The sequence below is a fragment of the Pseudomonas sp. TH10 genome (genome assembly GCF_016651255.1).
Classification (GTDB): domain Bacteria; phylum Pseudomonadota; class Gammaproteobacteria; order Pseudomonadales; family Pseudomonadaceae; genus Aquipseudomonas.
Genome location: NZ_JAEKEG010000075.1, coordinates 1 through 11,662 on the forward strand (window position 1 = coordinate 1; position 11,662 = coordinate 11,662).

The 11,662-nt window shown below is 47.1% G+C and carries 15 protein-coding genes and 2 pseudogenes; 2 read left to right on the forward strand and 15 right to left on the reverse strand.

Annotated features, from left to right (window positions below):
- Together JFT80_RS11970 and JFT80_RS11975 are read left to right on the forward strand one after the other, a co-directional pair.
- Positions 1-574 (forward strand): sensor histidine kinase (locus JFT80_RS11970; RefSeq protein ID WP_242482901.1); only part of this gene is annotated, 574 nt, incomplete at its 5' end.
- Positions 575-604: 30 nt separating this feature from the next.
- A complete protein-coding gene (locus tag JFT80_RS11975) occupies positions 605-1,237 on the forward strand; it encodes a response regulator transcription factor (protein WP_122839519.1) in 633 nt (210 codons plus the stop codon).
- A gap of 171 nt (positions 1,238-1,408) precedes the next feature.
- Here JFT80_RS11975 and JFT80_RS11980 read toward each other — a convergent pair whose 3' ends face one another.
- The 15 genes and pseudogenes from JFT80_RS11980 to JFT80_RS12050 all read right to left on the reverse strand — a co-directional run.
- Positions 1,409-1,714, reverse strand: coding sequence for a DUF6386 family protein (locus JFT80_RS11980; protein WP_242482902.1), 306 nt, complete (start codon positions 1,712-1,714; stop codon positions 1,409-1,411).
- 273 nt (positions 1,715-1,987) lie between these two features.
- Complete coding sequence (locus JFT80_RS11985) at positions 1,988-2,275, reverse strand: hypothetical protein (protein ID WP_201148010.1); 288 nt, start codon at positions 2,273-2,275, stop codon at positions 1,988-1,990.
- Positions 2,276-2,400: 125 nt separating this feature from the next.
- On the reverse strand, positions 2,401-2,679 hold the full coding sequence (locus JFT80_RS11990; protein ID WP_201148011.1) for a hypothetical protein: 279 nt from the start codon (positions 2,677-2,679) through the stop codon (positions 2,401-2,403).
- Positions 2,680-2,869: 190 nt separating this feature from the next.
- On the reverse strand, positions 2,870-3,298 hold the full coding sequence (locus tag JFT80_RS11995) for a hypothetical protein (protein ID WP_201148012.1): 429 nt from the start codon (positions 3,296-3,298) through the stop codon (positions 2,870-2,872).
- A gap of 357 nt (positions 3,299-3,655) precedes the next feature.
- On the reverse strand, positions 3,656-4,351 hold the full coding sequence (locus JFT80_RS12000) for a hypothetical protein (protein WP_242482903.1): 696 nt from the start codon (positions 4,349-4,351) through the stop codon (positions 3,656-3,658).
- A gap of 114 nt (positions 4,352-4,465) precedes the next feature.
- Complete coding sequence (locus tag JFT80_RS12005; RefSeq protein WP_201148013.1) at positions 4,466-4,843, reverse strand: hypothetical protein; 378 nt, start codon at positions 4,841-4,843, stop codon at positions 4,466-4,468.
- Between the two features lie 171 nt (positions 4,844-5,014).
- Positions 5,015-5,239 carry a hypothetical protein gene (locus JFT80_RS25485; protein WP_374091349.1) on the reverse strand — a complete coding sequence of 75 codons (225 nt, stop codon included), beginning with the start codon at positions 5,237-5,239 and terminating at the stop codon, positions 5,015-5,017.
- A gap of 249 nt (positions 5,240-5,488) precedes the next feature.
- Positions 5,489-5,929 (reverse strand): hypothetical protein, encoded by a 441-nt coding sequence (locus tag JFT80_RS12015; RefSeq protein WP_201148014.1) that lies wholly within the window; start codon positions 5,927-5,929, stop codon positions 5,489-5,491.
- Positions 5,930-6,522: 593 nt separating this feature from the next.
- Positions 6,523-6,876 (reverse strand): SMI1/KNR4 family protein, encoded by a 354-nt coding sequence (locus tag JFT80_RS12020; protein WP_374091350.1) that lies wholly within the window; start codon positions 6,874-6,876, stop codon positions 6,523-6,525.
- A 171-nt stretch (positions 6,877-7,047) separates the two neighbouring features.
- Positions 7,048-8,138: pseudogene (locus JFT80_RS12025) on the reverse strand (type IV secretion protein Rhs); the annotation flags it as partial.
- Between the two features lie 41 nt (positions 8,139-8,179).
- Positions 8,180-8,530, reverse strand: coding sequence for a hypothetical protein (locus tag JFT80_RS12030; protein WP_201148016.1), 351 nt, complete (start codon positions 8,528-8,530; stop codon positions 8,180-8,182).
- A gap of 254 nt (positions 8,531-8,784) precedes the next feature.
- Positions 8,785-9,270, reverse strand: a complete 486-nt coding sequence (locus tag JFT80_RS12035) for an SMI1/KNR4 family protein (protein ID WP_307833078.1) — start codon at positions 9,268-9,270, stop codon at positions 8,785-8,787.
- Positions 9,271-9,339: 69 nt separating this feature from the next.
- Complete coding sequence (locus tag JFT80_RS12040) at positions 9,340-9,654, reverse strand: HNH endonuclease (protein ID WP_201148018.1); 315 nt, start codon at positions 9,652-9,654, stop codon at positions 9,340-9,342.
- A gap of 487 nt (positions 9,655-10,141) precedes the next feature.
- Positions 10,142-10,489 (reverse strand): hypothetical protein, encoded by a 348-nt coding sequence (locus JFT80_RS12045; RefSeq protein ID WP_201148019.1) that lies wholly within the window; start codon positions 10,487-10,489, stop codon positions 10,142-10,144.
- 356 nt (positions 10,490-10,845) lie between these two features.
- A pseudogene (locus tag JFT80_RS12050) lies at positions 10,846-11,653 on the reverse strand (RHS repeat domain-containing protein); the annotation flags it as partial.
- Between the last annotated feature and the right edge of the window lie 9 nt (positions 11,654-11,662).

Here is an 11,662-nt window from a genome sequence, read left to right on the forward strand (position 1 = left end):
GGTGCTGGTGTCGATCAAATTCCAGTTCGAACTGGCCAGCCTGGTGCTGGAAAACGGCCAGGATCGCGGCCTGGGCATCCTGCGCGAAGCCACCGAACGCCTGGGCGAAGCCATCGGCGAAGTGCGCAGCCTGTCCCATGACCTGCGCTCATCCCTGCTCGACACCCTCGGCCTGCCCGCCGCAATTGGCCAACTCGCCGCCGAATTCGAACAGCGCAGCGGCCTCAAAGTGAACTACAACGACAACGAATTCGCCTGCGACCTCGTCGACGGCGCCGCCGTCTCGCTGTTTCGCATCGTCCAGGAAGGCCTGACCAACATCGAACGCCACGCCCAGGCCAGCAACGTCGACATCACCCTGCACGGCTGCCCACAGGGCGTGCGCCTGACCCTGGTCGACGACGGCATCGGCTTCAACGTCGCCCAAGTCGAACGTCGCCACACCGGCATCGGCCTGCGTAATATCCGCGAGCGAGTCGACCACTTCGGCGGCCAGTTCACCCTGACATCAACACCGGGCCGCAGCGAACTCGACGTGCTGCTGCCCCTGAAATCCACCGGCGCTCCCCGCTGATCACCACCACAACAAGAGTGAATAGCCGCGATGAACCTGCCCTCCCCGATCCGCGTCGCCCTGGTCGACGACCACTCCCTGGTCCGCGACGGCATCAAGGCCCTGCTGTCAGTCATGGCCAACCTGGAAGTCGTCGGTGAAGCCGAAAACGGCGCAGACGCCATCGCCATGATCGGGCGCTGCCAACCCGACCTGGTGCTGGTCGACATCGGCCTCAAGGACATGAACGGCCTGGAACTCACCCGGCTGCTGCGCAACCGCTACCCGGCGCTCAAAGTGCTGGTGCTGAGCATGTACGACAATCACGAATACGTCAGCGAATCCGTGCGCGCCGGCGCCAGCGGCTACGTCCTGAAAAACTCACCCTCCCGGGAAATCATCGCCGCCATCGACGCCATCACCAACGGCGGCTCCTTCTACAGCGCCGAAATCGCCCAGCGCCTGATCGCCGACAAAAACACCGACAACGAACTGACTCCTAGGGAAAGCCAGGTGCTGTACAAAATGGCCCAAGGGCTGAACAACAAGGAAATGGCGCGGGAACTGGATATCAGCGTGCGGACTGTGGAGACGCATCGTTTGAGTATTCGTCGTAAGTTAAATATTGATAAGCCGGCGGCGCTGGTGAAGTATGCGATTGATCATGGGATTATTTCGCGGTAGGCGTTCCGACGGATGAGGGCGTCGCCCACGGCTCATAGCTTTATTGGATCGTTAAAATAATTAAGTTTCTGCTTTGACGGAAGAAATGCAAGCTCCAAACAGTCAGCCACTCTTTTATATTTAACCAGATAAAATCCGGAACTTAGATTTATTATGTCCCCCTGAATAGCTTCAGAAAAAATCAGGCTCCAAGCCTCCACCTGTCGTATCTTCTCCTGCACCAATGAATACCTGACCAGAAGGAAAGTCAACAAACAATGACCCGAAGTCAAAGCCTATATCACTCACTATATTAATAGTGAAATTACCATCCTGCCCCATGCCAAAAAACGCTATATTACCAGCATTCATTTCAAATATTTCATCTTCCAAGATACTCCACCAGTCCGGCGCATCTGTAATTCTATGCTTGATAGCGGCAAGGTCGAATATCACGATGGTGGCAGTGTCCGTGCTGACGGAGATTTTTTTATTCATATGAAATTGCTGACCCTCTTTTCAAACTTAGCGCGATTCCTGCAAACTTAATCACGGACTCATGAAATGCGGCAAAGCTTTCAGAAAAAAACAGTTCCGAGAACTGCATATATCTAGTTTGTAGCGCTCAGAGCTCACTTACAACCTTGTTAGCGCAAAGTAGTAATTGGCACTACCAAACCATACTGAAGTAATTGCAAAAAACAATCTTAAAGAAAATTCAAAACCCACTGATTTCTAGGTCTCGGCACCAGGCCTCAGACTAGAGCGCGCTTACAAGTTCTTGTAAGCTTGTTCTGCATCAATAATCAGTAGCCCCAGCTCAAGATTCTCAGTCCACTGATCTACAATAACCCGCGCCAATCCAAGCTCACGATTACTGTTGTGGGGGATATTGCCCGAAGCAATCATATTCAAAATATGCAGTAAGCTGCGCTTAAATATGACAAGTTGATTGACAGTTGTGCTTGAGGAAACATCTTTACGGTGACGTAGTAGTGCCTCATCAATACCGGCTATAGCTCGACCAACCAGTTCAACAGTTTTTTTAGAATCTTTCATGCCACCAGCCCTCCAAGGTCGCCAAGTAATCCCATACTGAGCTCATCACCTTCCTCCGGTTTTCATCTACTGTCGCACCCTCCGGTGAATTTCGGCAAAGATTAGCCAGCGCATCAATTGCCACTTCACTTTCGAATACCAGCCACAACGAAAAAATTTAATTGTCGCTGTGCATCATCCATTTTTTGAAGCAAGGGATTATCATAGTCGCTATAGATTTCTAAATATACTCGAGGTGAATTTTTGATTGGATTTTCAGTAAACTCATCCTTCTCCAAATTCCGCACCGCTTCTTCGTAACTACTAATCACCGAGTAAAGAGGGTTTTCCCCACGTCCTCCCTTAATAAGTCGCAACTCATCTAGCACATCCAGTAACAAACCCAGCATCTTATGTTTATCCATTGGCCGCTCTTTGAATTGCAAAAACTCTCAGTCAACGCTGACGCCCACATATAGAGTGTGACACATGGCAAGCAATAATTTCGCTGAAGACAAGGTTACTCCCCCGAATACAAAACATCAAGGCAAAAAAAAAAAAAAAACGAAATACAAAATCAGGAAAATACTCCAATCAGATGATTATGCGATGAATTCAATATGAAGGAGTTAACACACCGACTGCTCCAGAAACAACATCAAACGAAAATCTGTAATCCAAGCCATTAATATTTACAAAAAAACACAGCGACCCGGATACATAACGCACATCAGAAAAGACACCTTGGCCAATTATAGCTTTTGCAGCAGCACGGACGTCCCACATTAGGTCTCCCCCAGGCTTGACAATCAGGGCCTTATTTTCATGTATATCAAAAGGAGCAATTACGACCGCTATGCCAATACCGTCCAGTAATAATTTAGGAATCAGTTTGTGGGGATTTTTGATCTTGTACGAACATTCAAGAAACGACCATGAGACTCCCGTAGGCAAAAGCTCCCGGACGCTTAAACCGTGAGGGTTAGCAGCGCGATCATACGATCCAAGATTGTCTATTACAGAAAAATTTTCAATAACGCTCATTTAACCTCCATAACCACTAGCATGTAGCGCTCCTGGTTTTCCTACCGACTTCATCTTAGCCCTATCCTGATAATTAAAAAACAGAATGTGACTTCCCCCGCCTCGGTACAGTCGTCCGCCGGATGTATGCGCACCGACAGGGCCAACTTGAACAAAAACATCTCCAAGTATAGGAAATTATTGCACGTGTGATACATCTGGCTTGAACTCTGGAATCACAGCCAGCTGATCGAACATAACCCACATTCGGAATGTGATCCAAAGTGGCCCATCCAACCTGGCCCGTCTGACCAAAAGACATAGCCTGCTTGAACAGGCGCCTGTTCTGCGCCGCCTGCACGTGGTGATCATCGAAAATCAGGCACCCGGCGACTTGCGCCAGGCAGCCGCCCACTTGAATAACCTGCTGAGCCACCACCGACTGCGTGCTTCGCGAATTTCGTCGATTTTCATGAAGGTGTAGGGGGTGGGCATGGTTTTTTCCTGGATGCGGAGAGTGCGCAGGCCTCTGATTATATGGCGCGCGAGGAACAGTAACGCGACTGAAAAAGCCAGCAACCCAAACATCGCAACCATACCGGTAGTGAGGAAGCCGGATGATTTAGTAAAAATACTCGCCGCCAAGGTGGTTGCGCCAGCCACCAAAAGAGGGCTATATGCGGCCGATGTTTTTTGCTTGTTTTGCGGACGTGGCTGCACCTTGATTCCATCATATTCGAATGGATGAAATGACGATTTGCCATTTGCCAAGACCAAATATGTTAGCCATGTGACGCCCATTGGAAAAAGCCCTACCATAAGGGCAGCGATACTTGTCTTTCCCCAGAAACTTGCACCAATCAAATAAGCTGCCGTACAGGACATATATATAAAGGCACCTACTACCGCAACAAGTATCGAAGTCAAATAAAAAGTAATTCTCTCACACACATAGATAAGATATATAGTACACATGAATGCGAGCAACGACACAATAAAAAATGCTTGCCAAAAATACTTTAAATTTGAAGGTCCAAATGCCATAAAAAAACCAAGAACCCAAAAAAACCCCAACTAATTCTCTTAATATTCTGGGAGTCTATCATTCACCATCCTCAATCTTCAACATACGTATGTAAACGTTTACCTCTGTACCATTCGCCACAAAAAACAGTCTAGAAACCTGATTCAAACTATAAATTCAGTTTGAATCACCGTACCCGCCACACTGTTACTCGCAAACGAAACAATCGTATCAATTACATTATCCTTCCATCCATAACGGTACACCCAGTATTCAAAATCACCATCCACTCTACAGCCTCGAACAACTGTTCCACAGTCAAGATCTACAACCTTAAAAGATAGGACTTCATCGTTCTTATTTTTCCTGAGAGATATAAACCTATCATATATTTTATTTACTATCTCAGCCTCGTCAAGAAAGCCACCCGAGTCGTAACTTTCAATCTTGACTACAGTACCATCACTTACGTAGTGCTTGAATAGATTTTTCTTGTTGGCTGGCTCTTTGTCGATAATTTTAGACGGCGTTACACCCGACATTTCCAACTCGAGAGGCAAGATTGTAAAGCACGGCCCTTTAGAGAAAAAAATCGATCATGGACAGGATCACTTTCAAAATAGTTGCATACACTAATATCATTTAGCATTGCCACAACTTCGTCTTTCAAAGACTCCAATTCAGAAATACTCATAACACAACCCCCTTGAAATTTACTTCATCAGCAGGCGTTGTTTAATATTCGCAAACCCAGTTAAAAACTCGCCTTTGGTATTTACCCCGGGCAAAGAGTTAAAAGCTCTCTGTTTGTAGGCGTTACTGTGAAGTCCGGCACCTTTATGCGGTGTTGCAGCTGTACCTGGAACTGCGATTAACTCGGTATTGGGCAACCATACGCCATTTCTCTTTTCGTTTACATTTATGTCTAGATCATTCATTTTATTCTTCTCGGCGAATATTTTAAGATCTTTAGAGTTTGACATAATAATACGGTGCGCCTCGTATTGCCCCCCACGGACAGGACTGGGACCGAGGGTTTTTCTTAAAGCCTTCGCATCGGTAACGTATGAATGACCTTCGGGATCGACGGGACTGTCAGATATTTTGTGTGCGGCCCACTGTGAGAATTAACGCACCACAACCGCGGCGAAATAATTTGTTTAAAAACTAGCCTTGGCAGCTCTAATCTAACATCTAGACCAATTCAAAAAACTCTCCATGAATGCGTTAAAATTTGACCATTGAGGCTTCAACTCCCCATTCTGAAATTTTACCAATGAATCCCCTAAGGAAATTTCAATCACCTCACCTGTGCACTTGTTATAGAAAAATCCACTTTCGCCCTCAAAACTATCCAGCGGAAGATAGTCCGAGGGAATGTTAAACGTCTCATGGTTTCGTTTGAGTGCCAAATCAAAATTTGTATTTTTGGAGAACCAGCATATTTGATAAATTTCTTTACCACGACTAATAAAAGTAGGCCCATCTTCCACGTGAAGAAAAAATTGGCCAAAGTCAGACGAAAGATTGACCCCTAGCTTATTTAGTTCAGCTTCATAATCAGAGCTGGCATTGTCATACCACCAATCCTTCTGCTTACAATAATCTACAATTTTTTTAGATATCATTTCCAATCACCCGCATTTTGCTGTGCCTCTAGAACCGTTAGAGTTTTTACTTTTGACTTCCGAGTGTGCACGTCCCTTCCAATACACTTCCCGACCCCCGTTAAACAGATCTCTATCCACATCATTAATCGGATGCTGACCCGGCAGGTGAAAATGAAGCGCATTGGTTTTACCAAACTTCTGGTGGGCATGAGCAGACAATTCAAAAACAGATCCCAAGCCATCTTGCTTCGAATGGTGTGAATGTGTGAATGGTGCGAATTTAGCTGCGAATACTGCCCGTTTTTGACCACAAATGGACTTCTTTCCTCAGTAGCTAAATCCAAACTACCAGAGGGAGCTGTGAATGTAGGCGGGTTGGTAGCCGCCCTGCAGTAAGAGTTATTAAAGAGCTGGAAATATGCATAGAAGTCGCTGAGTTTATGCGACAGCGCTGGCAACCACGCAAAACCTTCCAAAATCAACAATGTGAGACAAGACACATATTACTTTACCATTGTCGCTTCGGTTAACAAAGGAATAATCTCGCACTTTTTTAAACAAACTACAGCCTCCAACAAAAAAAGACGTCAGCGTCGCTGAACGTCGCAAAACTACAGACCAGAGTCATACTCCAGCCCCTCAATAAAACCTTCGAAAGATGCCGCGACAATTTTTTGTGCAGCAACTTGATTCGCAGCCATGCTTACGTCGGAACGAAAAGTATCAACCGCGTAAAACATCACGGCACCGTTCAACAAATCCAAACAGAAGAAATTACCTCCATCATCGAACGCAAACAGAAGTAGCGTATGAGGAATCACTTGGCGCTCACACATAAGCTTGTAGCACGCACCAATGTACTGTGTGTCATCCGGATTCCCCCCATCCGAAAATATATATTTAAAATCAGCAACCTGCATCGGATCGCAACCATCGTCCGTGACAACCCAACTGCGATTAGGCATACCACCGTTACTAAAAAATAAACATCTTTAAATGACGTCGGCAAACTAAAGCCAATATCTTTTTCGAGCCGACAAATATCTGCAGGCTTCAACTGCGTGCCGGGATGCATCAGAGAAAAATCTTTCATAGAATCACCAGTTTTAACAAGTCGAACTTGACGTGCTTGGGGCACGACCCTTTAGCCAGCCTTTAGATTGTGACATCCCTACTGCGTCCTTTCCCTGGCCTTTGCCGTCGGTGTGCGTCAGCAATTGGGAAAGGGCGTTGTAGGTGAGAACTCGGCGCTGCCGTCCGGGTGCTGGATGCGCAGCACTTCGCCGTCGGGTTTGCGTTCCAGGGTGGTGATCTGGTTCAGGGCATCGGTGACGGCGACGAGGTGGTGGCGCTCGTCGAAGCGGTAGCGGGTGTTTTTGCCCGAGCAATCCTGGAAGCGTTCGACCTGGGCCAGGGTGTTCCACCACAGGTATTTGGATTTGTGTGTGGCGTCGATGATGGTGTGTGGCAGGCCGTCGTCGCTGTTGAGGTATTCGGTCTTGTTGCCCAGCGCATCGACTTCGGCGATGAGGTTGCCCTTGGCGTCGTAGCGGGCTTTCCAGGTGCTGCCGTCCGGGTAATCAACCTGCGTGACCAGGGTGGTCAGGTGGTGGTGCTGGTATTTGATCTTGCGCCCGAGCGGATCAGCTTCTTCGACCAGCCGAGCGTACTCGTCGTACTTAAGCTTGACGGTATTGCCATCGGGCAATGTGAGGCCGGTCATGTTGCCGGTGTCGTCGATCTCTATAACGTAGTGTTCGCCACCGAAATCGCGGCTCGAGGTGACGCGATGATCGCTGTTGTAATGAAGTTCAGCTTCGCGTCCGAGTACATCGGTGATCCACGAGGTGCGGGCAGCTATGTCGTAGCGGAAATGGAAATGCTCGCCATCACTGGTCCAGTGTTCCACCACTCGAGGTTGCTCTGCGATGGTTTCCCATCGGTAATTGCAGGTCAGGCCCAAGGCATTGCTGTGACTGGCCATGACGCCGTCGGCGTAACTGAAGCGGCGGACCGAATCGTTGTTGCGATTGATCACCTCGACGAGTTGGCCACTGTCGTCGTAGCGATACTGCACCAGGGTTTCGACGGCCTGATTGTCGACGACGCGTTTGACATCGGTCAGACGACCCAGCGGGTTGTCGTAATGCAGGTGCACACGAACGCCGCCTGTGGCGCTGATGTCGGTCAGCGTGCCGTCGACCGTGCGGGTGAACTGCAGGAGATAACACCTCACACAGGTCGTTCTGACCTCAACAAAAACTACAGTCAGCCGTATATATTATTATCTTGAGCCTTCTCAATAAAGAGATCCATGAGATCGCCTTGAATTTCATCGCCGTCACATGTAACGATGAAATCACCATCTAAATCATCGGGAAAATGCACTCCATCCAGAGTACCCAATATCACCGAAGCACTGTCTGCCATGACCACTTTGAAGAAGACAAATACATCAGCCTTTTCATCACTACTGAGCGAAGCCAATGCGTTTCTTGCTTTGGCATATGGGTCAGTGCCGGTATTAATTGGCTTACGTAGAGATTCCGTATATTGCGAAAAATTTTTTTCGTACAATTCATTAAATATCGCAACTGCAAACTTTTTATCTAAATTCATAAATCGACCTCTCATCGCATTTCTGTAGAGGATGCGCTGGCCTTTGGCACTTGTCGCCTACGCCGGCGATGTGGAATTGGCGAAGCGAGATGATAATGAATGCTGTTAACTTCGTTTCCTAGCTTTACTAATTAGCGACCAATCTTACTTGATCTGGATTGATCAGAGGCGTTGGTGATTGTGAAAAACCAACCACTAACATCTCACACCCGCCATAAATACGTTTGAAAAATGCAGCCAATTGCTTCCTCCTTTCATATTTCCTTTAAAAATTTTGAGGTACCACCGACACTGGACACAATCAAATCAAAAAACTCACTAAAGCTTCCAGATATATAAAATAAGTTTCCGCTGTCATTTTGTTCTGGAATATCAAATTGGTTCTTGGAGTCGAACTCATGAAGGTGGGTCCTGTCCCAGTAGTAGACACTTTGACACCCAACTTTCCCAATGAGCACATAAGGATTCCCTCCCCCATCCTCGCCTATAGCAACAGCTTCTTCCAAGAAATCCAGCTCGCCAACAAACTCCTTATTAAAGCAAATTAAATCATTACACTCCTCTTCAGGTAACCATCCAAAAAAACGATCAAAAACAACGTAACCATCATCAACAGCAGCAAGCGGTATCTGCGCAAAGTCAGGCGCTGCCAAATAGAAGCCGTTCATCTTCATTAAGAACGCCCTGTATTCCGGAGAGAATGTTCTAACAACCTCTTTCTCGACAAAAGCAACTTCCACGGAGTTCAAACCCGCCTTATAAACTATTGGCATATCGCAACCTACCTTAGCATGTGGATTTCATGTTCTTCACTCCACCCGAGTGAGTAAATCTGTTGTGAATTTTTTAGGAACCTCTTGCATTGTCTTCATGTTTTCATGGTGGTGCCAAGTATTCTTCGTGTAATCCGCAGCGCCTTTAGGAGCTAGGGCATCAGCTTTTCCGAAGTCTCCGCCAGGATTCTTCCCATGATTTCCTTTTAGGTCCGGAACATCAATCTGTTGACGCTCAAAGGGAGTGAAGTCTGGATGTCCATTCGGGTATCGGACCTTATTACCTTCCCAATCATTATATATCCAGGTTCGTCCTTCGATCTCTGGGTTGAATGAAATACTTTCTAACATTGTCGTATTGATCGATTATTTCTTGAGTCAAAGCAGAGTCTGCTGGCATTGGCTGATGCTTAGACAAAAAATTTATAGCTTCGTTAGTGTTCATCCTATTGCCCTAAAGCCTTCCGAAGTTCTTTGTTTTGCTTTATTAATTCGCCAACCTGCCTATTAACTACTTGCCTGCTATAGCCAGCGTTTTTTAGGATGCCTCTAACGTCAGCTGCATCACGTGCCAAATACTGCCTTTCCGTGAGACCTTTCACAAAAGGTTTTTTATTGTCCAAGTCAGCTCGTGCAAATCTTTTCGAAGGTTGGTTGTAATTTCTTTTCCATGCGTAGTTGGGCTGACGGCATTCGGAACGACATGGAGAGGAGTATGGCTTGCGTTCAACCCGCCTTTTATATCTACTCTTCTTACTTGATCATATGTTCCCACATATAGATCTTTACCGGCTTTCGATAGGCTTGTTCCGATTAACCTATCAGCAGTCCAACAGCGCTACTTAGAATTGTAAATATCATGTAAATCACCATTGGAATTCAACTTAATAGTTGTTCCACCCTCATAACAAAGAGACAAAACACCTCTATCACCGGAGTCCTCAATCGCACGCACACCATCTAAAACACAAAAGAAACCAAACACTGCCTCTTCAACTGATTTTTTTATTATCATATCAATACATGCCTTATCCCCCAGATTTTGCTTATTGTAAAACTCAGACATTTCAAGCAGAGGCTTGCTAGGTTTTCTACCGGGAGGCGAAGTTAATACCGAAACTGTATCCATGATAGCCGCATCGCTAACAACGCGCTTTATCACATCTACAAACTTTTGAGCATCCATTTAAAACTCCTACTTTATAAAGGCACTAGGAAACATTTCTTTATTTAAGTCTATCATTTTCTTTATAGCTGAAGGCGGTGCATTCGTGAAATTTCTGAGATCTTATGCGTCTTTAGCCAAAAGGTCTCTTGGGGTTCCAGTAAATGGAGCTTTCACTGTCGGAATCAATTTGTGCTCAGCCCGAGGGAGGGCAATTGATGGAGCTGTCTTTGGGTCGTAACCCACAATTATCTGACCTGCCGGGTGTTTCTGTGCGGCATGATGAAAATCCAGACCATCACCTACCTTAGAATTCTTTTGCAAGGTGTCGAATCTTCCAACTTCATATTTCTTAGTTGGCTCACAACTCAACCTCAAGAAATCGAGCCAACCAATTGGATTAGGGGCGTATTGATAAAGATTATCCCCTCCCAACAAACCAATCGGATCCTGCGTTATAAACCGTCCCACCTCCGGGTCATAATACCGAAAAGTATTGTAGTGCAGCCCCGTCTCGTCATCAAAATACTGCCCCTGAAACCTCAGGTTCTGCTCTACCTCATTCACCGTCAGCGTTTCGAGGGCACCCCAAGCCTTATACGTCGCCTGCCAAACAATCCACCCCTCGCGGTCAGTCATCTCCAGCGGCGTACCAATCTGGTCGGTATGGAAGTAGTAAAGCGCCTGCTCTCCACCTTCGACCTGATCTACCCGAGCCAAAGGCGCATAGCTCCCCGGCTCATAGACATAAAGGCTGCTCTTACCCGGCGTTTCCTCACGCAACATGCGCAAGCCCTGCCACAGAAAATGCTTCTGTTCAGTGACCCCGTTGACCTCCGACACCTTGGCAACACGTCGTCCGAGGCTGTCGTAGCGATAAGCCCCGGTACTTTCCAGCTTGCCGCCCACCAACGCCTCAGCTTTAACCAACCGATTCTCGCAGTCGTAACTGAACGTCTGCAGCCGGCTCATCCCACTACGCTTTTCAAGCAGGTTGCCCCACGCATCGTAGGTATATTCCTGATCCCACCACTGCTTGATCCGGTTGTCTTTCACGTGATCAAACTGACTGGTATTGAAGTTCAAACGGTTCGCCGCCGCGTCGTAGCGGAACTCCTCACTGTCCACCAACTTGCCGGTATCACGGCTGTGCAGTTGGCCGTTGGCTTCGTACTCGTACTCGAGCTACGGATC

Bases quoted from the DNA above. Each gene is read 5' to 3' on its own strand.
- JFT80_RS11975 (WP_122839519.1), top strand. From the start codon at position 605: ATGAACCTGCCCTCCCCGATCCGCGTCGCCCTGGTCGACGACCACTCC.
- JFT80_RS11980 (WP_242482902.1), bottom strand. From the start codon at position 1,714: ATGAATAAAAAAATCTCCGTCAGCACGGACACTGCCACCATCGTGATA.
- JFT80_RS11985 (WP_201148010.1), bottom strand. From the start codon at position 2,275: ATGAAAGATTCTAAAAAAACTGTTGAACTGGTTGGTCGAGCTATAGCC.
- JFT80_RS11990 (WP_201148011.1), bottom strand. From the start codon at position 2,679: ATGGATAAACATAAGATGCTGGGTTTGTTACTGGATGTGCTAGATGAG.
- JFT80_RS11995 (WP_201148012.1), bottom strand. From the start codon at position 3,298: ATGAGCGTTATTGAAAATTTTTCTGTAATAGACAATCTTGGATCGTAT.
- JFT80_RS12005 (WP_201148013.1), bottom strand. From the start codon at position 4,843: ATGTCGGGTGTAACGCCGTCTAAAATTATCGACAAAGAGCCAGCCAAC.
- JFT80_RS25485 (WP_374091349.1), bottom strand. From the start codon at position 5,239: ATGAATGATCTAGACATAAATGTAAACGAAAAGAGAAATGGCGTATGG.
- JFT80_RS12015 (WP_201148014.1), bottom strand. From the start codon at position 5,929: ATGATATCTAAAAAAATTGTAGATTATTGTAAGCAGAAGGATTGGTGG.
- JFT80_RS12020 (WP_374091350.1), bottom strand. From the start codon at position 6,876: ATGCCTAATCGCAGTTGGGTTGTCACGGACGATGGTTGCGATCCGATG.
- JFT80_RS12030 (WP_201148016.1), bottom strand. From the start codon at position 8,530: ATGAATTTAGATAAAAAGTTTGCAGTTGCGATATTTAATGAATTGTAC.
- JFT80_RS12040 (WP_201148018.1), bottom strand. From the start codon at position 9,654: ATGTTAGAAAGTATTTCATTCAACCCAGAGATCGAAGGACGAACCTGG.
- JFT80_RS12045 (WP_201148019.1), bottom strand. From the start codon at position 10,489: ATGGATGCTCAAAAGTTTGTAGATGTGATAAAGCGCGTTGTTAGCGAT.